Annotated in this window: 24 protein-coding genes; 18 read left to right on the top strand and 6 right to left on the bottom strand. The window is 62.0% G+C overall.

Annotated elements, in window-relative coordinates; all coding sequences use genetic code 11:
• Positions 1–25: 25 nt before the first annotated feature.
• On the bottom strand, positions 26–1,936 hold the full coding sequence (locus tag MHK09_RS01870; protein WP_250412501.1) for an ABC transporter ATP-binding protein: 1,911 nt from the start codon (positions 1,934–1,936) through the stop codon (positions 26–28).
• Positions 1,937–2,126: 190 nt separating this feature from the next.
• Here MHK09_RS01870 and MHK09_RS01875 point away from each other — a divergent pair, with 190 nt between their 5' ends.
• The gene (locus MHK09_RS01875) at positions 2,127–2,675 is read left to right on the top strand and encodes a hypothetical protein (RefSeq protein WP_005326421.1); all 549 of its coding nucleotides are present in this window, start codon (positions 2,127–2,129) and stop codon (positions 2,673–2,675) included.
• Positions 2,672–3,208, top strand: a complete 537-nt coding sequence (gene idi / locus MHK09_RS01880) for an isopentenyl-diphosphate Delta-isomerase (RefSeq protein ID WP_250412502.1) — start codon at positions 2,672–2,674, stop codon at positions 3,206–3,208. Before MHK09_RS01875 ends, idi begins: the two co-directional genes overlap by 4 nt.
• 13 nt (positions 3,209–3,221) lie before the next feature.
• Here idi and MHK09_RS01885 read toward each other — a convergent pair whose 3' ends face one another.
• Positions 3,222–4,526 carry a carboxylesterase family protein gene (locus tag MHK09_RS01885; protein WP_250409397.1) on the bottom strand — a complete coding sequence of 435 codons (1,305 nt, stop codon included), beginning with the start codon at positions 4,524–4,526 and terminating at the stop codon, positions 3,222–3,224.
• A gap of 38 nt (positions 4,527–4,564) precedes the next feature.
• Between MHK09_RS01885 and MHK09_RS01890 the strand changes: the two genes are divergently transcribed.
• Positions 4,565–4,780 carry a hypothetical protein gene (locus MHK09_RS01890; RefSeq protein ID WP_005324176.1) on the top strand — a complete coding sequence of 72 codons (216 nt, stop codon included), beginning with the start codon at positions 4,565–4,567 and terminating at the stop codon, positions 4,778–4,780.
• Entirely contained in the window at positions 4,773–5,012 is a 240-nt protein-coding gene (locus MHK09_RS01895; protein WP_150851274.1) for a hypothetical protein, read from the top strand. Before MHK09_RS01890 ends, MHK09_RS01895 begins: the two co-directional genes overlap by 8 nt.
• Before the next feature lie 35 nt (positions 5,013–5,047).
• Here the strand turns inward: MHK09_RS01895 and malQ are convergent, their stop codons facing one another.
• A complete protein-coding gene (malQ, locus tag MHK09_RS01900) occupies positions 5,048–7,171 on the bottom strand; it encodes a 4-alpha-glucanotransferase (RefSeq protein WP_250412503.1) in 2,124 nt (707 codons plus the stop codon).
• A gap of 94 nt (positions 7,172–7,265) precedes the next feature.
• On the opposite strand from malQ, the gene MHK09_RS01905 reads away from it, so the two are divergent.
• From MHK09_RS01905 to MHK09_RS01915, 3 genes are all read left to right on the top strand, one after another.
• The gene (locus MHK09_RS01905; protein WP_250412504.1) at positions 7,266–9,098 is read left to right on the top strand and encodes an AMP-dependent synthetase/ligase; all 1,833 of its coding nucleotides are present in this window, start codon (positions 7,266–7,268) and stop codon (positions 9,096–9,098) included.
• A 254-nt stretch (positions 9,099–9,352) separates the two neighbouring features.
• Entirely contained in the window at positions 9,353–10,033 is a 681-nt protein-coding gene (locus MHK09_RS01910) for a hypothetical protein (RefSeq protein WP_005324183.1), read from the top strand.
• Between the two features lie 344 nt (positions 10,034–10,377).
• On the top strand, positions 10,378–12,102 hold the full coding sequence (locus MHK09_RS01915) for a collagen-like domain-containing protein (protein WP_250412505.1): 1,725 nt from the start codon (positions 10,378–10,380) through the stop codon (positions 12,100–12,102).
• A gap of 224 nt (positions 12,103–12,326) precedes the next feature.
• On the opposite strand, the gene MHK09_RS01920 is transcribed toward MHK09_RS01915, so the two are convergent.
• From MHK09_RS01920 to MHK09_RS01930, 3 genes are all read right to left on the bottom strand, one after another.
• On the bottom strand, positions 12,327–13,199 hold the full coding sequence (locus MHK09_RS01920) for a hypothetical protein (RefSeq protein WP_250412506.1): 873 nt from the start codon (positions 13,197–13,199) through the stop codon (positions 12,327–12,329).
• A 222-nt stretch (positions 13,200–13,421) separates the two neighbouring features.
• On the bottom strand, positions 13,422–14,480 hold the full coding sequence (locus MHK09_RS01925) for a CNNM domain-containing protein (protein WP_250412507.1): 1,059 nt from the start codon (positions 14,478–14,480) through the stop codon (positions 13,422–13,424).
• Positions 14,480–15,874: a hemolysin family protein gene (locus MHK09_RS01930; RefSeq protein WP_250412508.1), complete on the bottom strand. Its 1,395-nt coding sequence runs from the start codon at positions 15,872–15,874 to the stop codon at positions 14,480–14,482. The genes MHK09_RS01925 and MHK09_RS01930 overlap by 1 nt, the downstream gene beginning before the upstream one ends.
• 147 nt (positions 15,875–16,021) lie before the next feature.
• On the opposite strand from MHK09_RS01930, the gene hemW reads away from it, so the two are divergent.
• The 11 genes from hemW to MHK09_RS01985 all read left to right on the top strand — a co-directional run bounded on the left by hemW (position 16,022) and on the right by MHK09_RS01985 (position 25,904).
• Positions 16,022–17,161 (top strand): radical SAM family heme chaperone HemW, encoded by a 1,140-nt coding sequence (hemW, locus tag MHK09_RS01935; protein WP_250412509.1) that lies wholly within the window; start codon positions 16,022–16,024, stop codon positions 17,159–17,161.
• Between the two features lie 109 nt (positions 17,162–17,270).
• Positions 17,271–17,549: a DUF8462 domain-containing protein gene (locus MHK09_RS01940; protein ID WP_232212607.1), complete on the top strand. Its 279-nt coding sequence runs from the start codon at positions 17,271–17,273 to the stop codon at positions 17,547–17,549.
• 10 nt (positions 17,550–17,559) lie between these two features.
• On the top strand, positions 17,560–18,609 hold the full coding sequence (gene hrcA / locus MHK09_RS01945; RefSeq protein ID WP_250412510.1) for a heat-inducible transcriptional repressor HrcA: 1,050 nt from the start codon (positions 17,560–17,562) through the stop codon (positions 18,607–18,609).
• A 69-nt stretch (positions 18,610–18,678) separates the two neighbouring features.
• Positions 18,679–19,830, top strand: a complete 1,152-nt coding sequence (gene dnaJ / locus MHK09_RS01950) for a molecular chaperone DnaJ (protein WP_250412511.1) — start codon at positions 18,679–18,681, stop codon at positions 19,828–19,830.
• Positions 19,830–20,588 carry a 16S rRNA (uracil(1498)-N(3))-methyltransferase gene (locus tag MHK09_RS01955; protein WP_250412512.1) on the top strand — a complete coding sequence of 253 codons (759 nt, stop codon included), beginning with the start codon at positions 19,830–19,832 and terminating at the stop codon, positions 20,586–20,588. Before dnaJ ends, MHK09_RS01955 begins: the two co-directional genes overlap by 1 nt.
• Positions 20,589–20,611: 23 nt before the next feature.
• Positions 20,612–21,592, top strand: coding sequence for a PhoH family protein (locus tag MHK09_RS01960; protein WP_040425220.1), 981 nt, complete (start codon positions 20,612–20,614; stop codon positions 21,590–21,592).
• Positions 21,589–22,206, top strand: a complete 618-nt coding sequence (gene ybeY, locus MHK09_RS01965) for an rRNA maturation RNase YbeY (protein ID WP_250412513.1) — start codon at positions 21,589–21,591, stop codon at positions 22,204–22,206. Before MHK09_RS01960 ends, ybeY begins: the two co-directional genes overlap by 4 nt.
• Before the next feature lie 52 nt (positions 22,207–22,258).
• Entirely contained in the window at positions 22,259–23,107 is an 849-nt protein-coding gene (pdxY, locus tag MHK09_RS01970) for a pyridoxal kinase PdxY (protein ID WP_250412514.1), read from the top strand.
• 270 nt (positions 23,108–23,377) lie between these two features.
• Positions 23,378–24,415, top strand: coding sequence for a GTPase Era (gene era / locus MHK09_RS01975; protein ID WP_086589158.1), 1,038 nt, complete (start codon positions 23,378–23,380; stop codon positions 24,413–24,415).
• Positions 24,416–24,421: 6 nt separating this feature from the next.
• A complete protein-coding gene (gene recO / locus MHK09_RS01980; protein WP_005326451.1) occupies positions 24,422–25,138 on the top strand; it encodes a DNA repair protein RecO in 717 nt (238 codons plus the stop codon).
• 10 nt (positions 25,139–25,148) lie between these two features.
• Positions 25,149–25,904 (top strand): isoprenyl transferase, encoded by a 756-nt coding sequence (locus tag MHK09_RS01985; RefSeq protein WP_005326452.1) that lies wholly within the window; start codon positions 25,149–25,151, stop codon positions 25,902–25,904.
• Positions 25,905–25,935 lie beyond the last annotated feature (31 nt).

Raw genomic sequence — 25,935 nt, forward strand, 5'->3', positions numbered from 1 at the left:
GCCACCCCAGCGCTTTTATGCGCTTTTATTCATCTGCCTTGTCGGCCCACCGGGAGTCCTCCTCCTCGTCTTCGGATTCGGAGGCAGGGCCGGAGACAAAGCCATACTTCTTCAACCGGCGGCGGTCCGCGGCCGAGGTGGATTGGGTGAGCTTGAGTAGCTCGGCATAAATGCCACCGGATTGTGCCAGCTCGGCCGGCGAGCCCATCTCATCAATGCGACCGCGATCTAGGGTGATGATGGTATCGACATCCGCAATGGTGGATAGGCGGTGGGCAATAATCAGCGTGGTGCGGTCCTTCATCAGCTCATCTAGGCCGGCCTGCACGGCGCGCTCGGACTTGGTATCCAGCGCCGAGGTGGCCTCATCCAGCACCAGGATGGGCGCATCCTTGAGCATGGCGCGCGCCACGGAAACGCGCTGCTTCTGCCCGCCGGAAAGCTTCAGACCGCGCTCGCCAATGACCGTGTCATAGCCGTCCGGGAAGGCTTGGATGAACTCATGGGCATTGGCCCGCTTGGCGACGTCCACGATTTCCTCTTCCGTGGCACCCGGCTTGCCATAAGCGATGTTCTCGCGAATGGTGCCGGAAAAGAGGTAGGACTCCTGGAAGACCACGCCCACTGAGGCGCGCAGGCGCGAGGCGGTGAGATCGTCTACTCGGTGCCCCAGTACATCCAGGTGTCCGGCCGAGGGATGGTAAAGGCCTAGCAAGAGGTTGACCAACGTGGACTTGCCGCCGCCGGACTCGCCCACGAGCGCCACCTTGTGGCCCTCAGAGGCGGCGAAGGAAATATCCTCCACCACGGGCTTGCCCTCCTCGTAGGCGAAGGAGACGTGATCAAAGGAGAAGACCGGCGCGCCGGGTGTGGGCTCCAGCGGGCTGACCGGGGTGAGGTCGAGCTGCGGGGTATGCGAACCGGTGGTGGCCGCAACCAGCTCGCGCGGGGCGGTGGGCTCGAGCTCTTCTTCCATGACCTTGAAGTAGTCCTTGGAACCGGCGATGGCGCGCTGGGCGGTATCGACAATCCAGCTCATCATAAAGACCGGCTGCTTTGCGCTCGAAACCATCTGCAGCAGCATGACCATATCGCCCAAGGAGAAATGCCCCTCGAGCGTGCGCCAGAAGATAACGCCGTAAATGCCGAGGAAGATAACCGCCATGGCTAGGCCACGGAAGGTATCCATCATGTGCCACCAGCGCGACTGTGGCTTGGTGGTATCGACCACGGTGCGGTAGCGCTTGGCAAAGTGGGAGAGCTCGCGGGTTTCGCTCACGAAGGACTTAGCCACCTTGACCTGGCCGATGACCTCCGCGAAGCGGCCGTTGGCGACGTCGATATTCTCGTTCTTGACGGCCTCAAACTTCTGCCAGCGCTTCGAGGTGAGCGCGGTAAGCCACATATAGACCGGAAAGAGCAGCGCGAGCAGGATAGCCAGCGGCCAGTAATACCACGCAGTAATGGCCAGCACCGCGAGGGTCTGGATGATCATCGTGAAGAAGTTATTGGCAAAGGACTGCACGAACTGTGTGATATTGGCAATCGAGCGATCCAGCCGGGCGATGATCGTGCCGGTGACCTGGTTATCGTAATAGCCCTGCGGGAGGGCTAGCAGCTTGGCAAAGTAGCGCGTGGACAAAATCTCGCGCAGACGCGAGACCATGACATCGCCGATATAGCCGCCGATATTGCGGAAGAGGGCATTGGCGGCGTCGGCAAGAAAAAGCGCTACTGCCAGCAACAGCACCGTACGCAGCGCATCGCCCAGCGGGGCGTCGTTCTGCAGGGCGCCCACGATGGTATCGGTGGCTTCGCGCGTCAAAAACGGCGAGACCAGTGCAACGACCGCCGTTATCGTGGCGGTCAGCAGCACGCCTAGATAGTAGGGCCACAGGGCAGAGGCACTGCGGGTAATGCGCAAAATGGAATTCATAAGTAGACCACACTCACTTCGAAACGGCGGTTAGTGCGCGGAATTAGGGAAAAGGAGGGAGAGATTTAAGCGACTGCCCAGTATGCCACATGCGGCGTTAACGAGCGTAAATACTTAAGTTCAGGGTGGTTTAGGCTAAGGTACTTGTGCAGAAATACAACAATCTTCGCGTGCAAAGGATCCATCCACGGTGAAAATTTCCCACACACTCGGCGCGGGCGTAGTCAGCGTACTCGCCGTGACCCTGACCGGATGTAGCGTTCTCCAGCCGGAAGAAACCGGGCTGGGGGACCATATCACCGTCTCCAGCTCCGAAGAGGCCCCGTACGAGGCCAAGGACACCGACGATAAGGAAGTCACCTCTAATCTGGGCGAGCCGGTAGAGGATAAGGGCCTTGGTGTGAGCTGGGAGTTGCAGGGTGTGTATACCGATAGCAACACCGGTGGCACCGTAGTGACCATTCTGCTCAAGAATAAAAACGATGTGCCCCTGCCTGTCGACGCCTTTGAGGACCCCACCCTGGAGCGTGCCGACGGCAACGGCGGCTGGGCCAAGATCAACTCCTTGCCCTATGACAAGGAATCTGCCCCAGACGTGGAGCCCCCGGGACTCGATCTCCCGCTGGGTGCAGGCGCTTCGGTCAACCTGCAGTACCGCTTTGACGTGACGCCTGGCAACCTGTGGAATGCGCGCTTGCACATTGGCAACGTGACCTGGGTAGGAGACCTTAATCTATGACGGAACTTGTAGTCTTGGCCTCTGCCGAGGGCGAACCCATCGGCACCGCTCCCAAGGCCGAAGTTCATACCACTGATACCCCGCTGCACTTCGCCTTTTCTGCCTGGTTGACCTGCGGTGGCAAGGTGCTGGTCACCCGCCGCGCCCTGAGCAAGCGCACCTGGCCCGGCGTGTGGACCAATGCCTTTTGCGGCCACCCCGCACCCGGCGAGGAGACCGCGGATGCGGTGCTGCGCCGCGCTTCCTTTGAGCTGGGCATTGCGCCGGCGGATCTGTCCGCCCCGCGGCTTATTCTGCCGGACTTTTCCTATCGCGCGGTGGATTCCTCCGGCACGGTAGAAAATGAAATCTGCCCGGTATATACCGTTGAGCTTGCTGCCGACGCCACCTGGGAGCCCAACCCTGACGAGGTAGATTCCTACCAATGGGTCGAGCCAGAAAACCTCTTCGCCGCCGCCGATGCCATGCCCGGCGTCTTTAGCCCGTGGATGATTGACGAGCTCGCGGATAGCGCGCTGCGTGCCGCGTTGTAATTTTCGGCGCCCGCTACACCCCAAGCTCGTCGTCGTTATAGAAGGCCGCGGCCACATAGTCCAAGGTGGCATAGGCTAGCCGACGCTCGCCCGTATCCAGGTTGAATTCCAACACCTGGTGGTCATCGCCGTAGCCGGGGAATCCGGGCTCTCCCGTGGTGGCATAGTGGCGCAGCCACTCGTTGAGCTCGCCGGCCGGGGAAGCGTCGGCCTCCTCGCCTCCGCTGCCGCCAAAGAGCGGGTCCAACTCGGCGCAGTGCACCGCGGGGGCTTCGGTCCGGGTAAATTCCATCATCCAGGTCGGGCCTGGAGCCTCCTCGGCTACCTGCGCGGTCCAGCGGCGCACGGCGGCATCACCAATGAGCCGGCCCATCGGCCGCTGCGGATCGACGTAGTGTGCCAGCTGCCGCCACTGTTTGAAACGATCGTGTGACATCCCGAACTTGGGCGAGAGGTAGCTGGTAATAAAGCCGGCAAACGCCATCTTGTCTATGCGCTCGGCCGCGGGCATGGTGTAGAACTCATCGCGGGTGGAGGTCACCACGATGGGAATATCCGCCAATTCTTCGGCGCGCAGTGGCGCAGGGCCCAAGGCGACATCGAAGCGGTACTTCTTGCGGAATTTGGCATAGCCCTTGGCCAGCGATTCAGGATCCATCTTTTCCAGCGCCTGGCGCGTGACCGGCACGCCGAGGGCCCGGCGCAGGTCGGTGATGCGGTGTTCAAAACGGTCGCGCGGGAATGCCGGCGAGAGCGCCAGCACGCGGCGGAACCCGCCCCGGAAGTGATCGCGGCGCGCCAGCCACAGGCTTATCGCCGCCCCGGCGGATTGGCCCACCAGGGTGATATTGGTCTTATCGCCGCCGAAGGCTTCGATATTGTCCTGTAGCCACTCCAAAGCCAAGAGGCAATCATCAATGCCGCGGTAGCGGTCCGCCTCGTCGCCGTCGAAGCGCGCAAAGCCGGCCAAGCCCACCCGGTAACCCACGTTGACCTGGATTACCCCGTGGCGGGCATTCTTAGTTCCCGTAAGCCGTGGGTCCTCGTGCGAGCCATGCTCAAAGCGGCCGCCGTGAATATAGACCACGACGGGGCACTCGGCGGCGTCGGCAGGCGCGGTAATGCTCAGCGCAATGTCATTTGGGCGCGGCTCGCGGGCATCCTGATCAAGGGCGCCATCCAGCGGCTCGGCAGGCGAGTAATCACTGGGGATGGTGCTATAGCGCACCGAGTGGAAGTAGTGCAGGCCATCGCGGCGCACGCCGGTGATCCGGCCGGAGGCGGTGGCGACGGTAACGGGAATCTGGGCGCTCGACATGTCAGCCAGATTACCGCGAGCAAGTAGGATAAGTAGCCATGGAGTGGTTGACGAGCTTGGGCAGCACGCTATCGCAATTGTTGGTGCAGGCGCCCGTGTGGATTCAAATGGTCATCGTGGTGGCCATCGCCGTGCCGCTCATGGTGGTCATAGCGTGGTGCCTGATGTGGGCGGTTGACCGCGTGGCCAATCGGGCCGCCGGAGTGATTTCCCAGCAGCGCAGCCGCAGCACTAAGGTAGACCACCATGGCTGAGGAAAATAACGAGCGCGCGCGGCAAGAGCGCGCCGAGCTGCGCGCCAACCCCCGCGAGGGCCTGTGGGACCCCGAAGCCAAGCGTGCCGGCCAGTCTTCCGCCTCGGCAACTAAGCCCGGCGCCCAGCCGGCAAAGCGCAAGCGCGCCCTGCCCAAATCCCGCGTCTCCCTCACGCTGTGGACGATGATCGCGCTGGTCATCGTCGTTGCCCTCATCGGCCTGTGGACCTAGACGCGCCCACTGCGCGCAGAGGCCTAGGCCCAGCGCTAGTCCTTCCTGCTGGTGGTTGCTAAGCGCTGGAAGAATTCCACCTCAGGAAGATCCTCGATGAGCAGAGCGGTGCCGTTGGTATCGCATAGCGGCACGCACCAATTGGGGTATAGCTCATGCGTGGTGCCCGGCTGGTTTTGCGCGCGCACATCGCCCACCATGTCCACCAAGCTGGTGCAGGCAAGCGCCGAAGGCGTGCCCGCAATATAGCGGTGCAGCGCCACAGAAATCTCTTCCTCCGCGCCGCGGGACGCGCGCTCGGCCGGATCCACCAGGTAGTCGCGCTGCGGCAAGAGGCCTCGGTCCGCCACGGTGCCGAGTACACGGGCCTGCCACTCGATGTCATCGCGCTGCTCGTCCTCCACCGAGCGGGTCAGCACGCCTAAGCGCGCGCGGAGCGAAATATGATCGCCGCGCAGGTATGCCAAGGTTGGCGGCAGATCGTGGGTATTGACTGAGGAAAGCGCCAGCTGGCGGTACTTGTCCTGCGGCAGCGGGGAGTAGTCATCATCGTCGCGCTCAAACCACACGATGGAGGTACCCAGCACCGCCTTCTGCGCGAGCACGTCTTGTACCCACGGCTCGACGGTGCCGAGGTCCTCACCGATGACCACCGCACTGGCGCGCTGCGCCTCTAGCGCCAAGATGCCCACCATGGCTTCAAAGTCATAGGAGACATAGGTGCCCGTCAGCGGGCTGGCCATGCGCGGGATCCAGTACAGGCGGAAAAGCCCTAAGATGTGGTCCACGCGCACGCCGCCGGCATGGCGGAGCACGGTGGAGAGCATCTCGCGCCACGGGGCATAGCCCGCGGCGGCCAGGCGCTGCGGGTGCCACGGCGGCTGCGACCAATCCTGGCCCTGCTGGTTATAGTCATCCGGCGGGGCGCCTACCGAGCACTGCGGCGCCAAATACTCAGTGAGGTTCACGGCATCGGCGCCGCCTGGGTGCACACCCACGGCAAGATCAGTCACCAGGCCCAGGCGCATGCCGGCATCGAGCGCGCGCTGCTGCGCGGCGGCCAGCTGCTCATCGCACAGGAACTGCAGCCAGGAATAAAAGCGCGTGAGCGTGTCCATGTCCAGGCCTTCGGCATGGCGCTGGCCCGACTGTGCGGCGGCGTCTTGTTGCGCACACCAATATGCGAAATCGCGCAGACCGCGGCCTTCCTCGCGGGCGTAGCGCACGAAGGCCTCTTCGCGCTCCGGGGAGGGCTGGTAGTTAAAGAGCTCGCGCAGCACCTGCAGCTTGGCCTCAAAAATGGTGTCGCGGTCAATCTCCTCGGCGCTGCGATTGCGCTGGCGAAACTCCTCGGCCAGCTCGCGCACATCATCCTGCAGGTCCTCCGGCAGGAGCTTGAGCTCCGGGATGGATTCGATGTGCAGGTAGAGCGGGTTGATAAAGCGCCGCGTGGTGGGCAGGTACGGCGAGTCCTCCACCGGCGGAAGCGGCTCGGCCGCATGCAGCGGGTTGACCAGCAAGAAATCCGCGTGCGGGGCCAACGTTTCTGCCAACTGCCCCAAATCCTGGAAATCGCCGATGCCCCAGGAGGACTCCGAGCGCACCGAATACAGCTGCGCCATCACGCCGCTAATGGGGCGCTCCACAAACTCATCGGCCGTGGAAAGCCGCGCCGGGGTGATAATCAGCGGGCAGGCATGCTTGCCGATGCCCCCAGACTCCAACACCAACTCGTGGTACCCCATGGGCAGATCGCCGGGGATGTGGAAGCTCGCCTCGCCCCACAGGGTGCCATCAACGTCAGCATCCGGGGCGTCATTGGGGTCTTGGTAGACCTCGCGGGTGCCTCCTTCCTCCAGCTCAATGTGTACGTTGGCGGCATCGCCCGCGTGCACGTGGACCACGAACCCGCGCTCTTGGCCCTGGGGTGCGACAACGCAGTGGGGGAGGGGCTGGGAGGAGCGGTCCAGGTAGTCGTCGTAAAGCAGCTGCGTCAGTGCGGCATCGTCTGGATTGTCATCGATGGCCACGCCCAAGGCGCGCAGGGTATAGGCAATAGTGTCTTCAGCGACGTGGACGGGGAAACCAGACTGGGAGGTATAGCTGGTGGCCACGCCGTGGCGCTGAGCGAGTTCTTCAAGCAAGTCGCGGGTAGTCACAGGCCACATTGTGCCACGGGGACAACGCACCTGCTGGGGAACAGATTGGTACAGTAGGCGAAGATTAATAATTAGCTGTTCGAAAGGACACCGCGTGACCCTGCAAGAAGTGCATACCCCGGCGCAATTTACTATCGAGCCGGGCGAAACCTGCCTGACCGCCCTGATGGACACTGCGAAGCAGCGCCCTCACGGCGTCATGTTTACCCGCCCGGCTAACTACGAGTGGGTCAACGTTACGGGCAAAGAATTCATCGATGAGGTCTTTGAAGTAGCCCAGGGACTTATCGCCCTGGGTGTGCAGCAGGGGGATCGCGTCGCCCTCATCTCTGCCACCCGCTATGAATGGTCCCTGCTGGACTTTGCCATCTGGGCCGCGGGTGCCGCCTCCGTGCCGGTCTACCCGTCCTCGTCCGCCTCTCAGGTGCGCTGGATCATCGAGGACTCCGGCGCCGTGCTCGCCATCACGGAAACCCGCGAGCACTCCGAGCTGGTAGAAAACCTGGTGCTGCAAGAAGACGGCGAGCCCAACCTCAAGGGCTCCCCATCGCAGCTGCGTCGCGTGCTGGAAATTAACTCCTCTGCCATCGATACCTTGAAGTTCGAGGGCCGCGGCGTGGCCGCCGACGAGGTATACGCCCGCATCAAGGCCACCTCCACCGATGATCTGGCTTCCTTGGTCTATACCTCGGGTACCACCGGACGCCCCAAGGGCTGCATCCTCACCCACCGCAACTGGCTAGCCCAGACCCGCGGCCTGTGCACCAACCCGATTGGTATCTTCGCCGTCCCGGGCAGCCATACCTTGACCTTCCTGCCGTTGGCACACGTCTTTGCCCGCGCGGTATCCATTGCGGTGGCCCTGCGCGGCGCCTCCCAGAATCACTGGTCGGATTTTTCCACCATCAACATCGAATTCGCCCGCTCCCGCCCGAATGTCATCTTGGGCGTGCCGCGCGTCTTTGAAAAGGTGCGCAACTCTGCCGCCGCTAAGGCGGCCGATTCCGGTATCAAGACCCTGCTCTTTGAGCAGTCCGAGAAGGTAGCCATCGAGTACTCCAAGGCTTTGGATAAGCCGGAGGGCCCGGACCGCCTCCTGAAGGCCAAGCACAAGGTCTTTGACAAGCTGGTGTACTCCACCATCCGCAATGGCGTGGGTGGCAACGTGAACTACTGCATTACCGGTGGCTCGGCCATGGGCCATGACCTGCTGCACTGGTACCGCGGTATCGGCATCCCGGTCTATGAGGGCTACGGCCTGACCGAGGTCGCCGCCGCGGCCGCAGTGGACTTTGTGGATCAGTCCATCGGCACCGTTGGCCCGCCGATGGGTGGCGTGACCTTCCGCATCAACGAGGAAGGTGAAATCTGCATCAAGGGCGATATCGTCTTCCACGGTTACTGGAATAATCCGGAGGCCACGGCCGAGGCCCTCGAGGATGGTTGGTACAACACCGGCGACCTGGGTGAGATTGATGAGGACGGCAAGCTCGTTATCACCGGCCGCAAGAAGGACCTCATTGTCACGGCCGGCGGCAAGAATGTCTCGCCTGGCCCGATGGAGGATATCCTGCGCGGGCACCCGCTTATCTCCCAGGCCATGGTGGTAGGCGATGGCAAGCCCTTCGTTGGCGTGCTGCTGACCCTGGATCCGGATATTTTGAAGCGCTGGAAGCTGGACCACAACATTCCGGAGAATCGCTCCATGCGCGAGCTGGCTACCGATCCGACCCTGCGCGCGGAGCTGCAGGATGCCATCAACCAGGTCAATGCCACCGTCTCCCACGCGGAGGGGATTAAGAAGTTCTACATCCTCGAATCTGACCTTACCGAGGAAGAAAACGAGCTGACCCCCACCATGAAGGTCAAGCGCAACGTGGTTTCGCAGCGCTACGCCGCGGCCATCGAGCACCTGTACAAGCGCTAGGCTGCGCGGTGGGTACACCCGGGGGAATTCCCTCGGGTGTTTCTTTTTGCCCTGCTTGCCGACGCCCCCCTTCTGCAGCTCACCCCACCATCCTCACCCCAGTGCGGGCGAACCTGCCATAAACCTGTGAATGGCTTCGGAGTGTCGCGCGCTCGCGGCGGCGGATCTCGCATAAAGTCGTGAGGCGTTACAGCAAACCTCAACCTCTACTAGAGGTTAGAAATGGGATCGTGGAAGGGAGTGGCTCGAAGCCAATGCACAAAATCGCCGCCGAGCTGCGCCACCGCGAGCTTACGCAAGAGATTTACAATATCGGCGACGAAGTCGCAGAGTACCTCGAGCACCTCATTGAAGCCATCGAGGATTGGGACGAAGAGCTGTGCATGGATTGCCTAGCTGAGCTGGGCGATATCGTCGAAGACGCCCGCGTTGACTCCGGCCGTTGCGTAGGCGAGCTGATGGGCCTGCGCCAAGCCTTGGTCTCCGGCGTGCGCTCCGGCACCATTTCCGCTGCTTCTTCCGGCGTGAACGACGTGGAAGAGCCGGAACAACTGACCCCGCGCCTATTGGATGAGCGATTCCCCATCTCCAAGCCCATCGTGGTACACGAGCTGGCCGAGTCCCTACGCTCTCGCACCCAGGCCGTGGCAGATTACCTGCGCGAGGTAGTTGAGTACGTGCTTGCGCAAACCGACGCCGTAGCCCGCAACCTCGACATGGTCTCGCTGCCGCACTTGTACAAGCGCACCGGCGAGTCCGCCCTCATTGCGGTCCAAGCGTGGAAGCACACGGTGCTTGATACCCACCCGGCCTATGTCCGCACGATGCGCGGGCATAACCCACCGCAGTTCCTAGAAGAGCGCGCCCGGGTTGCCGCGGTGGTGGAAAAGGTCCGGGCTAAGCGCGAGGCGGCCCGCCGGGCTACAACTGCATAAACCACATAGACTTCCTTGTTTCACGCAAGGGGATGTTCACGGCCACCGAGATTCCCTCTCTCGGTGGCCGTTGAAGTTTTCTGCGCTAGGGCGCCCCGATTCGGGGAAGCAGTTAGGGAAATTTTAGGTTAACAGCCGTTCCATATAATTTCTGTTATGCCTGTTCAGTGGGTTGGGTTGTGTATCCAGCGGTATTGTTGCTGGATCAACCTTAAAATCTAAGTAGAAAATACTCTCAACGCGCTGTAGGGTAATTCCCGTCCAAGCGAACGCCGTGACCTAGCAGCATCCACACGCGGCGCGCGCAATCACATTCTTTAACCACATCTACAGGGAGTTAAACCATGGGCGCACGCCGAACTTCTCGCCTCATTGCCAGCGCAGTGGCCGTAGCCACCTTCTCTTCCATCACTGTTGTGCCTAACGCCGTCGCCGCCGACGACACCACCTTTGTCGAGGAAAAGACCACCGACGATACCGTTAGCCTCAACGGGATCGAATTCGATGAGAACGGCAAGCTGCTCGAGGAAAACAACGCCGGCGATAAGGCGATGGAAGAACTCGACGCAGAAGAAGACGCCGCCGAGTCCATCACCCCGTACGCCGTAGACGGCGCGGAGGAGACCGCCGAAGCTCCGGCTTCTGAGGAGTCTGCAAAGCCGACCACCCTCGAGGAACTCGCACAGACCGAGGCCTCCAACGGCGACGTCAATGTCAAGGTGGTCAAGGATGAGCAGAAGGACAAGCTCGTCTGTGAGGTAACTGATGCCCCTGACAAGGAAGGCAACATGCTTGACCTCAAGCTTGCCTTGGCTAAGGCCTTCTACGATGGTGGCGAAAAGATCCTCAAGACCGTCTGGGAGATCATCCCGGTTGTCGGCGACCTCGTTCCGGCTGATTTCATCGATAAGATTTCCGGTAAGACCTGGGACGGCATTGCCAAGCTGGTCAAGGAAGGCGAGAAGGACAAGACCGTTACCTGGGATCTCTCCCGCGCCCAGGGCATGGCCATCGGCCGTATCGATAACGCCGATGCCGACGTTGATATGAATAACCCGGATGGTGCTAAGAAGACCGTCTCCGGCCTGCTTAAGTTCGCCGACGGCGCCTTTGGCAAGGGCACCAAGGTTATCTTGAAGCTCTTTAATGCAGCCGTTACCATCGCCGGCCTGGTTCCAGGTGCGAGCGTCGCCGGCGACCTGAAGCTGAGCAAGGACCAGCAGAAGAGCATCGAAGACTCCTTGAACAACATCTCCACCGCAGCTTCCGATCTCGCGGCCGTCAACGCCCCGGCTGGCCAGCTGTGCTCCGATATGCTCAACGGCAAGAAGACCAAGGACCAGCCTGCCGAGGAGAGCCCTTCCGAGGAGCCTTCTTCTGAGGAGACCACTTCCGAGGCTCCGGCTTCTGAGGATGCTACCTCTGAGGAGACCACCCCGTCCGAGTCCGCAGAAGAGACCTCCACCGAGGAGACCTCCACCGAGGAGACCTCCACCGAGGAGACCTCCGCTGAAGAGACCTCCATCGAGGAGACCTCCGCTGAAGAAACTTCCGCTGAAGAGCCGACTTCTGAGGAATCCACCGAGCCTTCCACTACCGAAGCTGCGGTCGTTCCGGGCAAAGACGGCCAGGACGGCGTAGATGGCAAGGATGGCCAGGATGGCCGCGACGGTCGCGATGGCCGTGACGGCCGTGACGGTAAGGATGGCGAGAACGGCCGCGATGGCCGCGATGGTCGTGACGGCCGCGATGGCGAAGATGGCCAAGACGGTAAGGACGGCCGCGACGGCGAAGATGGCCAGGATGGTCAGGATGGCCGTGACGGTCGTGACGGTAAGGATGGCGAGAACGGACGCGATGGACGCGATGGTCGTGACGGCCGCGATGGCCGTGATGGCATCAACGGTAAGGACGGCAAGGACGCAGACATGTCTTCCGTCGCAGGGTTCTCCTTCCTGGCTGCGCTCGTAGGCGGCGGCACGGTGCTGGGCATCCTGTCCACCATTGACTACCTCTACACCCACGGCATGCTGCCGAAGAACAGCGTCCCATGGCGCATCAACCAGTAAGACCTTCCCGTTGAGGCAGTAGCTGGAGTCATTGGAACCTCCGCGAGCATATGCTCGCGGAGGTTCTTTCTTATTGCGGCGAAGTCTCGGTGGGTTCTCTTGCGAGGCATTCGCCATCGGCCTCCCTTCGCGCTCACCGGCGCAGTGGATTCCGCGGCGAAAGCACCGCTGGTGAGCGCGAAGGGCGGCGGGGTAGAGGATGGCGGGAGGCAGGAAGCGTGGACTTAGGCAGAACGGGCGGCCTCTTGTCTGGCGGAGATGGTGGAAATGAGGTCGGTCAGGAAGCGAGTGGGGTGGTCGATGAGCTGTCGCGGGGTATAGCAGAGGACGGTGAAGCCGGCCTCGCGCAGACGTCGGTGGCGCTCACGCTGATGGGGAAGTGCCTTCGCAGGGATGATGTCGATGAGGTAGGCGCTGTTGATGCATAGGGCGGTCGTGATGCCAGGCAGCGCGGTGAACGGCGCCTCGAAGAACATGGGCCAGGGGAAATCGGCCTCAATGAGGAGGGCGCGGGCGAAAGACTCGTAAGGAGAGCGGGAAAGGGAAGAGGCGTGGTGGATTACGGCGCGGACGATGCGGCTATTGCGCACCCGGCCCATGCGGGCGAACTCTTCCTTGAGGTCTTCTCGGCTCAGGCCGGAGCGCAAAGCCGAGTCGGCGGCGATGAGGCCGTCGGTGAAGCCGTGGTAGCGGGCGACGTCGATAACCGCGCGGGCCTTGGAAACGCAGCGGGTGCCGTCCACGAGGATGGGCTCGGGAAGTAAAGCCTTGCGGTAGATGCGCTCGGGATGGCGGCGGTCCTTGTGGGGAAGCGTATTGGTGGGAAGGGCCATTTCAATCTTTTCCTCGGCCGTGGCGATGACCCACAGCCCGTGGACGCGGGCGGCGGACTTGGAGATGAGCACCGCGGTATAGGCGCTGCGGGCGGCGGCGATGGCGCGCAGGCGCAGCTGGGAGGGGAAGTCGAGGCAGTGGTAGTGATCGCGCCGGACTGCGATGCGCGGTGCGAGTTTGAGGTAGGTGCCGTTTTTCAGGTCGGTCCAAAAGGTGGGGTGGTTGGTGCGGATGGAGTCGATATTGGTCAGTGGTGGTGTCATGCCTCCTAGGAAAGGGCACGTTGCCGGCCGGCGCGAGGAGGTGGCGGCCGGGCCTGTGGATAACAAGGCTGCAGGGAAAGGCGAGTGAGCGAAGTGGCGGCTGGGAAAGTTACGGCCACAGTTATCCACAGTCGGGGGAAACACCCCTTGCGCACGGGTGCGAAAACGGCAAAGCCCGCGCCGGCCGCAATGAAGCGGGCGCGGGCGCGGGTGCGGGGAGAACTAGACGGCCGGGGGAGGGGTGACCTTGTCTAGCTGCTCGGTAATCTGCGGCCACAGCTGGCCCATGATGTCGTCCCAGGTGAGGATCCACACGGCGTTGTCCTTATCGGCCTTGCCCACCATGACGAGCTGCTCATTGCGAGCGCGCATGTGGTCCAAGGTCTTTTGCACGGTGGTGGAAGAAGACACGGACAGGGCAGGGCGGGAGAACTCGAGAACCGGGGTTTCTGGTTCTGCCAGCAAGGTATCGCGCACGTGGACCACGCGGGGGACGCGGGAGTCCTTAGGGAAGACCAGCACGCGCATGATGTTCTTGCGTACGACGAGGTCTTGGAGGTCGTCCACGGTGGCGTCGGAAGGCAGGGGCACTACCTCAGAGCCGTGCTCGCGGGCCATGGCGCCCACAGTGGAGTTTTCCAACTCGATGACATCAGAAATCTGGTTGGCAGACTCATCATCCAGAGCACCGGTCTCGCGGGAGTGCTCGACCAAGGTGCGCAGAGTCTCAGCGTCGTAGCCGGCCGCACCGGCGCGGTCGACGGGTTCTTCGCCAGCCAGGGACACCATTTTGTTGGCCATGACGTTGATCCACTTCAGCAGCGGGCGGAAGATCCACACGAAGCCACGTGCGGGGACCGCGATGAACTGCAGGGCGGTCTCCGGGTGGGTAATGGCCCAAGACTTCGGCGCCATCTCACCGAGTACGAGGTGGAGGAAGGTGACGATGAAGAGCGCGAGGAGGAAGCTGACGACGTCGGCAATGCCCAGCGGCAGGCCCGCGGCCTCCAGCGGAGCCATGAGAAGGTGGTGCACCCAGGGCTTGGTTACAGCACCGAGCACAAAGGTGGCGGCGGTAATGCCCAGCTGCGCGCCGGCGAGCATGATGGTCAGCTCATTGAGCGAGCGCAGGCCGGCGCGGGCGGTGCGGGAGTTTTCCGCATCCTCTTCCAAACGGTTGCGGCGAGCGCCCATCAAGGAGAACTCGATAATCACAAAGAAGCCGGAAGCGGCGATGATGAGGAGGGTAACGAGGAGGTTAAACCACCACGATTCGGTCATTATGCATCCTCCTTCTTATCGGCATCATCGGAGTGGTCGGAGTAATCCTCCACCAACTCGATGGCAAGCACGGACGGTACGTGGCGATCCACCTCTTGCACGCGCAGGCGGAGGGAGCGGACGGGTGCTTCATCGTGGTCAACCCAGTCATCGGGTTCGGCCTCGAGCTGGATGGTGTGTTCCTCGCCTACCTCAGGCAGCGCACCGGAGTGGGCAATGACGAGGCCGGCGACAGTCTCAAAGTCGCCTTCAGGCAGGTCGTGGCCGATGGCGCGCTCGATCTCATCAATCGGCGTATCGCCGTCGACCAACCAGTGGGATTCGTCCTGCTCGGTGATTTCCTCGGTTTCTTCGATATCGTGCTCATCGGTGACATCGCCCAAGATTTCCTCGGCCAAGTCCTCCATGGTCACGATGCCCACGAAGCCGCCGTACTCATCGATCACGCACGCCATCTTCTGGTCGCTATCGCGCAGCTCTTCCACCACATCCGGCAGCGGCATCAACTCAGGGACCACGACGGCCTCCTGCATGATGCTGGTGGCCTTGGTGGCGGCGGGCAGGTCGCTTCCCAGGACGTCGATAAGATGCACCACGCCGATTGGATTGTGCTCATCGTCGATGACGGGGTAGCGCGTGTGGTCGGTAGACATCATCTCGCGGACCTCACCGAGGGTGGTGTCCGGGTCAATGACGTCCACGCGGGAGCGCGGAATCATGGCGTGCTCCACGTCGTGCTCGGGGAAGTCCAGCAGGCGGTCTAGCACCATGTAGGTATTTTCATCCAGATCGCCAGCCTCGTGGGAGGAATCCACGATGGATTCCAAGTCATCGGCGGTGGCGGAGGAGTCCACGTCTTCTACCGGTTCGATGCCAAAGACCTTAAGGATGGCATTGGAAGAGTACTCGAAGAAGTGGATGAGCCAGCCAAATAGCCGCAGGTAAAGCTGCGTGGAGGCGGCCAGCCAGCGCGCCGTCTTCATCGGTGCGGCGATGGTGTAGTTCTTGGGGAAGAGCTCTGCAAACAGCATCGTCGCAATCGTGGAAATGAAAAGTGCCGCGATGGTACCAACGGTGACTGATACCGCGGACGGAACGCCGACGCCGCCGAGCAATGTACCCAGTCCTTGGCCCACGAGCGGCTCGGCCACATAGCCGATGAGCAGGCCGGTAATCGTGATACCGAGCTGCGCGCCCGAGAGCATGAAGGAGGTCTGCTGAGTAATAGCCAGCGCGCGTTGGGCTGTCTTATCCCCCTCAGCAGCCTGGGTCCGCAGCTGCGTGCGGTCCACGGACATAAAGGAAAATTCTTGGGCCACGAAGTATGCGTTCGCGACGATGATGAGGCCAATGACTACGAAGCCGACCAGGATCATCAAAATAGCCGATAACATGATTTACTCCCCACCGCCTAGAAGGAGGTAGGGACATCGACTCGGAGGTTCCACTGAGGGTGCCTTTCTACTTGGGAAGATGGAAACATACTACATGCTCAACCCCGCTTTCGGCCATTTTGTTCCCGGCCTATTAGGGTTTTATCCATGACTGAACCCTTCGGGCTGTATATCCACGTTCCTTTCTGTGCCACTCGTTGCGGGTATTGCGATTTCAATACCTATACCCCGGGCGAGCTTGGCAGCCCGCGCGATCTCACTGGGCCATACCTGGATGCCTTGGACCGCGAGCTGGAATTGGCGGCCGCGCGCGTGGGTCGCCCGGCCGAGACCGTCTTCATTGGCGGCGGCACGCCTTCGCTGCTGGGCGGGCAAGGCCTGAGCCGCATCCTGAACACCGTCCGTTCCACCTTCGGCCTAAAACCTGGGGCGGAGGTCACCACCGAATCCAACCCGGAGTCCACCTCACCGGAGTATTTTTCCCAGCTTGCCGACGCCGGCTATACCCGCATCAGCCTCGGCATGCAGTCCGCATCCCCGGGCGTTCTCCAAGTCCTCGAGCGCGCCCACACACCCGGCCGCGCCTTTGCCGCCGCCCGCGAGGCCCGCGCCGCCGGCTTCGAGCACGTCAACCTGGACATGATCTATGGCACGCCCACCGAAACCGATGACAATGTGCGCGAGACGCTCGACCGAGTGCTGGAAACCGGCGTAGACCACGTCAGTGCTTATTCGCTCATCGTAGAAGACGGCACCCGCATGGCGCGCAAGGTCAATAAAGGTATCCTGCCCGCCCCCGATGAGGACGTGCTGGCGCGGCGCTATGAGATGATTTCCTCTACCCTCGAGTCAGAAGGCTTCGAGTGGTACGAGGTCTCCAATTGGTCCAAGCCCGGCGGCGAGTGCGAGCACAACCGCATCTATTGGGTAGACGGTAATTGGTGGGGTGCCGGCCCAGGCGCCCACTCGCACTTGGGCAACGAGCGCTTCTTTAACGTCAAGCACCCCTCGCGCTATATCGAGGCCCTCGGCCGCGACGAGCTGCCCATCAAAGAAACCGAGACGCTTACCGACGCCGACCGCCACATGGAGAAAATCATGCTCGGCCTGCGCCTGCGCGAGGGCATCCCAGAGGCCTGGCTCGATGCCCACGCCGCGCCCGCCCTCGAGCGCTTCATCGGCCGCGGCCTGCTCGAGCGCGGCGGCGACCGCGTGCGCATCACCAAGCCCGGCCGCCTGCTAGCCGATGGCATCATCACCGATCTCCTCGTCGCCGAAGAAACCTAATCCTCGTTCCCAGACCTTTAGACTTAGTCCAGTAGAAACCAAACCAGTTAGTTTTGACTCAGTCGATGAGAAACCTGTTATTCCGCTATTTTCTTGTTAGTCTTTTGCCGTGACTGGCGGACTGGTTCCTTCAGGCGCAAGCTTCTTCCAAGCTCGCTGGGATCGAGCTACGCCAGCTGAAAGAGACTATCTCAGTGCCATGGCAGCCTTAGGCGATGGTTCAGCGGAAACGAAAGAAATCGGTGAACGTCTGGGGAAGGATAATAAAGCTCTTGGTCCGGTGCGGGCTAAGCTCATAAACAAAGGTCTCATTTATTCCCCTGAGCACGGTAAAGTCAGGTACACCGTCCCGAACTTTAAAGAATTTATCATTCGCCGAAGCGAATAGGAGCGCCATAGTGTCTACCTCAACCGATGCCCGCCGCAAGGAAGTCCTGCGCGCCATCGTGGCGGACTATATTGCCTCCCAGGAGCCGGTTGGCTCTAAGTCGCTCTTGGAGCGCTACCAGCTGGGAGTTTCCTCGGCCACCATCCGCAATGACATGGCCGTGCTCGAATCCCAGGGCCTTATCTCCCAGCAGCACGCCAGCTCAGGCCGCGTGCCCACCCAGCAGGGCTACCGCCACTTTGTCGACTCCCTCCACGAGGTCAAGCCGCTGTCGGCTCCAGAGCGCCGCGCGATGCTCAACTTCCTGGAAGGCGGCGTCGACTTGGAGGATGTGCTGCGTCGCTCGGTGCAGTTATTGGCGCAGGTGACAAAGCAGGCGGCCGTCGTCCAGCTGCCCAATCTCAAGGTATCCCGCGTCAAGCACTGCGAGGTCGTGGCGCTCTCCCCAATGCGCCTGCTGCTGGTGCTTATCACCGATAACGGCCGCGTGGACCAGCGCAATGTGGAGCTCGATGAAATCATCGACCAGGATCAGACCTTCCGTCTGCGCGATATCGTCAATAGCGCGCTAGTGGGCAAGACGCTTACCGACGCCTCCGTGGAGCTCGCCCACCTTGTCGATGACGCCCCATTGGACATCCGCCACCACGTGCTCAAGGTGGCCACCACGCTCATCGAGACCCTGGTGGAACAGCCCTCCGACCGGCTGATTATGGCCGGTGCCTCCAACCTCACGCGCGTGGCGCGCGAGTTTCCGGAAGGTTTGCCCAAGATTATTGAGGCACTAGAAGAGCAGGTCGTCGTCCTCAAACTGCTCGCCCGCGTGCCCGATTTGGGCAACGTCTCCGTGGTTATCGGTGAGGAAAACGAGGAAGACCAGCTGCGCCAGGCCTCCGTCGTGGCCACGGGCTATGGCCTGGGCACTGGCGATGAGGTGGCTACACTCGGCGGCCTCGGCGTGGTGGGGCCTACCTTTATGGATTACTCGGGAACAATTTCTAAGGTCTCTGCCGTTGCACGGTATGTGAGCGAAATTTTGGCCGGCGAGCAGTGCGAGTAAACTGGCTGGCCGCGAATATTTTTTTCAAGTTAACCCCAACAAGACGAATTAGAAGGAATATCTCTTACAGTGGCTCGTGACTATTACGGCATCCTCGGTGTTGATAAAAACGCAACTGACCAGGAGATTAAGAAGGCCTACCGCAAAATGGCCCGCAAGTATCACCCGGATCTGAACCCGGATGATGAAGCCGCCGCGGAAAAGTTCCGCGATGCCGCGCTGGCCCAAGAGGTCCTGCTGGATCCGCAAAAGCGCCAGATCGTGGACATGGGCGGCGACCCCATGGAGCAGGGTGGCGGCGGTGCCGGCGCCGGTGGCTTTGGCGGCTTCGGTGGCGGCGGCCTCGGTGATATCTTCGCCGAATTCTTTGGCGGCGGTGCCGGCGGTTCCCGCGGCCCGAAGTCCCGCGTCCAGCCGGGCAATGATGCCCTGCTGCGCACCCGCATCACCCTGGAGGAGGCCTACACCGGCCTGAAGAAGAAGGTCACCGTGGATACCGCGGTGCTGTGCGATAGCTGCGGCGGCACCGGCTCCGAGTCCAAGGCCAAGCCGGTTACCTGTGATAACTGCAATGGCATGGGTGAAATCCAGGAGATGCAGCGCAGCTTCTTGGGCAACGTCATGACCACCCGCCCGTGCCCGAAGTGCCAGGGCTTCGGCGAGGTCATTACTGATCCGTGCAACCACTGCGCCGGCGATGGCCGCGTGAAGAAGCGCCGCGATCTCACCGTGAATATCCCGGCCGGCATCAATGATGGCATGCGCATTCGTATGGCCTCCCAGGGCGAGGTCGGCCACGGTGGTGGTCCGGCCGGCGACCTCTACGTCGAGGTCCACACGGAGGAGCACCCCGTATTCCAGCGCAACGCCGATGACCTGAACCTCACCGTGCGCGTGCCGATGATTGACGCCGCCTTGGGTACCAACTTCACCATCGACCAGCTCAATGGCGAAGAGCTCACCATCGACATCGAGCCGGGCACCCAGCCGGGCGAGTCCATCAAGGTCGACGGCGCCGGCATGCCGCGCCTGCGCACCGATGGCTACGGCAACCTGTTTGCCCACGTGGACGTCGTTGTGCCGAAGGACCTGGACCGCAAGACCCGCGAGTCCCTGGAGAAGATCCGCAACTCCCGCGACGAGGGCGCGCGCGTGCGTACCACCGGCGACGGCCAAGAGGAATCCTTCTTCAGCCGCCTCCGCGATAAGTTCCGCCGCTAATGTCGCTGCCCGTCTTCATCCACCCGGATCTTTCCGCCGCACGCACCGGCGAGGCTTTCAGCTTTTCCGGCCCGGAGGCCCGCCATGCCGTGACGGTCAAGCGCATGGGGGAGGGTGAGCGCCTCGAGCTTATCGACGGCACCGGTACCCGCCTTACCCTCACCATCACCGCTACCTCGGGCAAGGACTCCCTGGAAGGCACGGTCGACTCCATCGACACCGCGCCCGATCCCACCCCGCGCGTGACCGTGGTGCAGGCCATCCCGAAATCCGAGCGTGCCGAACTCGCCGTGGATCTCGCCACCCAAGCCGGCGCCGACGAGATCATCGCCTGGCAGGCAGACCGTTGCGTGGCCAAATGGGACGGCAAGAAGGCTCCGAAGGCGGTGGCCAAGTGGCAGGCGGCCGCTGATTCCGCGGCCAAGCAATCTCGCCGCGCCCGCATCCCCCAGGTGCACGGTCCGCTGACCACTTCGCAGCTCGTTCAAGAGCTCACCGGTGGCCGCGACGACGCTTCCTCCAACGCCCCCACTGTGCTCGTGTTGCACGAGGAAGCAACCGTCTCCATCAAGGATGTGCCGCTGACGGACGATGTCGTCCTGCTCGTAGGCCCCGAGGGCGGCATCGGCGACGCCGAGCTCGATCGCCTCAAAGAAGCCGGCGCCACGCCCATCAAGCTCGGCCCGGAAGTGCTGCGCACGGCCAGCGCGGCAATGGTGGCGCTGGCGGCAATCGGCATGCGCACCGAGCGTTGGTAGGCGGCGCTGGTAGCCTAAAGCACGTGCCTATCATCACGAAGAAATGTGAGCTAGATTCCGCCTACGTCAGCAGCGTGCTGGGTAGTGCGGACGATAACCTGCGCGTGCTCAATAACCGCCTGGATGCGGACCTTTTTGCCCGCGGCAATGTCGTTACCGTCACCGGTCCCGATTATGAGGTGGCCCGTGCCGCCAAGATCCTCGATGAGCTCGAGGCCATCGCCCGCCGCGGCCACGCCGTGTCCACCGATACGGTCAAGCACACCATGGACATGGTGGCCGTGGAGGCGCCGCAGTCGGTCTCTGCGGCGCTGGCGGCGGACATCGTTAAGCGCCGCGGCAAGGCCGTCCGCCCGAAGACGGTGGGCCAGTCTGAATACGTGCAGGCCATCGACGATAATACGGTGGTCTTTGGTATTGGACCGGCCGGTTCCGGCAAGACCTACCTGGCGGTGGCCAAGGCCGTGCAGGCCCTGCAGACCAAGCAGGTCTCGCGCATTATCCTCACCCGCCCGGCCGTGGAGGCAGGGGAGAAGCTCGGCTTCTTGCCGGGCACGCTCAATGACAAGATTGACCCGTACCTGCGCCCGCTGTACGACGCCCTGCGGGACATGCTCGACCCAGAAATGATTCCTAAGCTCATGGAAGCCGGCATCATCGAGGTCGCCCCGCTGGCCTATATGCGCGGCCGAACGCTCAATGATGCCTTTGTCATCCTTGACGAGGCCCAAAACACCACGCCCGCGCAGATGAAGATGTTCCTCACCCGCCTGGGCTTTGGCTCCAAAATTGTGGTCACCGGCGATATCTCGCAGGTAGACCTTCCGCATGGTCAGGTCTCTGGCCTGCGCATCGTGCGCCGCATCCTGCGCAACGTGGACGATATCCACTTTGCGGACTTGGGCTCTAAAGACGTGGTGCGCCACCAACTGGTCGGGCGCATCGTCAATGCCTATGAGACCTTTGATAATAAGAAAGCCGCAGAATACGAGGAAATGGAATGAGTATCGAGTTTCTCAATGAATCCGGCTTCGAAGGCGTCAACGAGGAGATGCTGATTGACGTCGCCTCTTATGCCTTCGGTGCGATGGACATCAACCCCGATGCCGAGTGCACCATCACCTGTGTGGATTTGAAGACCATCGAGGATCTGCACATGCGCTGGATGGATCTGGAAGGCCCCACCGATGTCATGAGCTTCCCCATGGATGAGCTCACCCCTGGCGCCATCGCCGGTGGCGGCCGCCCCGATGCCGCCGACCCAGGCCCGGCCATGCTGGGCGATATCGTCCTGTGCCCCGAGTTCGCCCTGCGCCAGGCGGAGGCCGCCGGCCACTCCCTAGGTCACGAGCTGGCCCTGCTTACCGTCCATGGTTGCCTGCACCTGCTGGGCTATGACCACTCCACTCCGGCTGAGGAGAAGGAAATGTTCGGCCGCCAAAACGAACTGCTCGCGGATTGGTACGACGATGCAGCCGAGCGTGGCGTTTCCTATCAGCCCAAGCCTTCTGGCCCGAAGGCTTTTCCTGACGCCGCCGAGCGCGCCAACCTGGACAAGCAGGTTCCCGGTGGCGGAATCCCTGCGGTGGGCGAGCCACAAGATCGCCCGGAGGAATAATTTTTGTCTTTTCCTTGGTGAGCGCGCGGGCAGCGTAGCACAATGGGTAGCTATGACTATCCTTTCCATCCAGTCCCACGTCACCTACGGCCACGTTGGCAACTCCGCGGCCGTCTTTCCCCTGCAGCGCGCCGGCCATGAGGTATGGCCGGTCCACACGGTGAATTTCTCCAACCACACCGGCTACGGCGACTGGGGCGGACCGATGATTCCAGCCAGCGACGTCACCTCCATCATCGACGGCATTGAGAAGCGCGGCGCCTTCCCGCAGATCGACGCCATCCTTTCGGGCTACCAGGGCGGCGCCGACATTGCCGACGCCATCGTGGAAACCGTCCGCCGCATCAAGGCTGCCAACCCCAAGGCCCTCTACGCCTGCGACCCTGTAATGGGCAATGCCAAGTCCGGCTGCTTCGTCTCCGATGAGATCCCGCCGCTTTTGCGCGACCGCGTCGTGCCCGTCGCCGATATCATCACCCCCAACCAGTTTGAGCTGGGCTACCTCACCGATTCCGAGGTCGGCACACTTGATCAGACCCTCGCCGCAGTAAAGAAGGCGCAGGAAATCGGCCCGAAGACCGTTCTGGTTACCTCCGTCAAGCGCCCCGAGACTGCCGACGACCAGATTGAGATGCTCGCCGTCGACGGCGACCGCGCCTTCCTCGTGTCCACCCCGCTGCTGCCGTTCAAGCGCAACGGCTCCGGCGACGTCACCGCCGCCCTGTTTACCGGCCACTACACCGAGACCAGCGACGTCAAGGAATCCCTGCGCCGCACCGCCTCCTCCGTCTATGACCTGCTGGAAAACACCTATGAGGCCGAGTCTGCCGAGCTCCGCCTCATTCAGGCGCAGGACGTCTTTGCGCACCCGCGCATGCAATTCAGCGCCGAGGAGCTCTAAACCCTGCGCGGCCCGCGTTCTCGCGCGTGGGATCCCGTTAAATTGGGCCTCCTAAAGTTAGGTCCATTCTGATCGGGCCGATCTGAGGAAAACTACCCCTCAGATCGGCCTTTTCGCTCTCAATTCAGCCTGATCTCTTTCGACTTTTCTCCTCAGCTCCCTCAAGCACCCACACCTACGCCCACCCCAAGGTCCCAACCCCCAACACAGCAGCAAAGAAGCATCAGAACTAATCGGAGATCTTGACTCCGTGGGCTATTATTGCGGGTAATGAGTTCTGATTTTGATGCACAGTTTGATGCGGCATTCGAGGGCCTGCCAGAAGACCCCGATGATGCCGTGCCGGAAGGCGCCGAGAATACGGCAGCCCCGCTTGATTATTCGCAATACACCGATACCCCGGAGGGCTTCCGCTCTGGTTTCGTATCCTTTGTGGGGCGTCCGAATACCGGCAAGTCCACGCTGACTAATGCCCTGGTGGGGCAAAAGATTGCGATTACCGCAGACCAGCCGGAGACCACCCGCCATACCATTCGTGGCTTGGTCCACCGCGATGATGCCCAGGTCATCGTCGTGGATACGCCGGGCCTGCACCGCCCGCGCACCCTGTTGGGCGAGCGCCTCAACGAGGTAGTCAAGGATACCTACGCTGATGTGGACGTTATTGGCCTGACCATCCCGGCCGATGAAAAAATTGGCCCTGGTGACCGCTGGATCCTGGAAAACGTGCGCAGCATCGCCCCAAAGACCCCGATCATCGGCATCGTCACCAAGCTGGATAAGGCCAGCAAAGACCAGGTTGGCGCCCAGCTTCTGGCCCTGCACGAACTGCTTACCCAGGAAGATCCTAATGCGGTAGTCATCCCGGTCTCCTCCAAGGAGGGCGTGCAGCTTGATGAGCTGGTGCAGGTCATCGTGGACCACCTGCCAGAAGGCCCGAAGTTCTACCCGGATGATCACATCACCGATGAGGGCCAGGAAAAGCGCATCGAGGAACTCATTCGTGAGGCCGCCCTGTCCGGTCTGAAGGCGGAGCTGCCGCACTCGGTGGCGGTGCAGGTTGATGAGATGCTGCCGTCGCGCACCCGTGAGGGCGTGCTGGATATCCATGCCATTTTGTACCTGGAGCGCCCCGGCCAAAAGCGCATTATTGAGGGAAAGGATGGCCTGCGCTTCCGCCGCATTGTGGGCAATGCCCGCAAGGAGATCATCGAGCTGCTCGGCCACAACGTGTATCTGGATCTGCGAATCAAGGTGCTGAAGAATTGGCAGTCTGACCCGAAGTCGCTGGGTAGACTCGGGTTCTAAACCACTATGCGCGAGAACTATCGTGACCGCGCAGTGGTCATCCGCACCTACGACTTTGGTGAGGCCGATCGCGTCATCGTCCTGCTTACCCGCGATCACGGCCTCGTGCGCGCGGTGGCCAAAGGCGTGCGCCGGGCAAAATCACGCTTTGGTTCGCGCCTGCAGCTCTTCGTCAACCTTGATGTCCAGCTGTATGTGGGCAAGAATCTAGCCACCATTTCTCAGGCGGATACGGTCGACTACTTTGGCGCGCGCCTCATCGAGGACTATGAGCGCTACACGGCCGCGTGCGCGGTGCTGGAATCGGCCGAGCGCCTTGCGTTTGCCGACGCCGCCCATGACCCCTACCTCTACGAATCCGTCACCGCGACCTTGGAGCAGCTGCAAACCGCGGATCCGACCATGGCGCTGGATGCCTTCTTGCTCCAGGCGATGGCGCATGCCGGTTGGGCGCCGAGCCTCTTCAACTGCGCCCAGTGCAACCGGCCCGGCCCGCACCACGCTTTCCACCCGGCTGCCGGCGGCGCGGCGTGCCACGAATGTCGGCCGCCAGGTGCTGCGGAGGTAGACCCGGAAACCCTGCACCACCTGTGGCTTTTGGCGCATAATCACCCGACGAATCCGACGAATGCGCAGAAGCAGGAGGGGCACCGCCTAGCGCGGGCGCACCTGCAGTGGCACATGGAGCGCAATGTTTCCGCATTGCAGGTTATGGAGCAGTAGAATATAGCCCGTGATTACGCCAGACCCGAACCGCACTTTGACCCCGCCGAATATTCCGGATGAGTTCATGCCGCGCCATATTGCGCTGGTCATGGACGGCAACGGCCGCTGGGCCCAGGAGAAAGGTATGAAGCGCACCGAGGGGCATAGGCGCGGAGAAGCCGTGCTTCTTGACGTCGTCGATGCCTGCCTTGCCGCCGGCGTTCCCTACCTTTCGGCCTATGCTTTCTCCACCGAGAATTGGCGCCGCAGCCCTGAAGAGGTCCGCTTCCTCATGGGCTTTAACCGCGACGTGCTGCGCCGCCAGCGCGAGTGGCTCAATGAGCGCGGCGTGCGCGTGGTGTGGGCCGGCCGCCGCCCGCGCTTGTGGCGCTCGGTTATTAAGGAGCTCGAGGCCGCCCAGGAGCTGACCAAGGACAATACCAAGATGACCTTGGCCATGTGCGTGAACTATGGCGGTAGGGCAGAACTGGTGGATGGCTTTAGGGACATCGCCAAGCAGGTGGCCGCAGGCGAGCTCAACCCGCGCGATATCAAGGAAGAAACCATCGCGCAGCATCTTTATGACCCGAGCATGCCGGACGTGGATCTCTTCCTGCGCCCGTCCGGTGAGAAGCGCACCTCAAACTTCCTGCTCTGGCAGTCCGCCTACGCGGAGATGATTTACCAAGACAAACTCTTCCCGGACTTCACTCCGGAGGACCTCTTCGCCGCCATCGAGGAGTATGCGCGGCGCGACCGCCGCTTCGGTGGCGTGAAGAAGTAGCGCAAAAAGAAAAACCTCAGCCGCCGGAAAC

The organism is Corynebacterium tuberculostearicum, from assembly GCF_022347235.1.
GTDB lineage: Bacteria > Actinomycetota > Actinomycetes > Mycobacteriales > Mycobacteriaceae > Corynebacterium > Corynebacterium tuberculostearicum_F.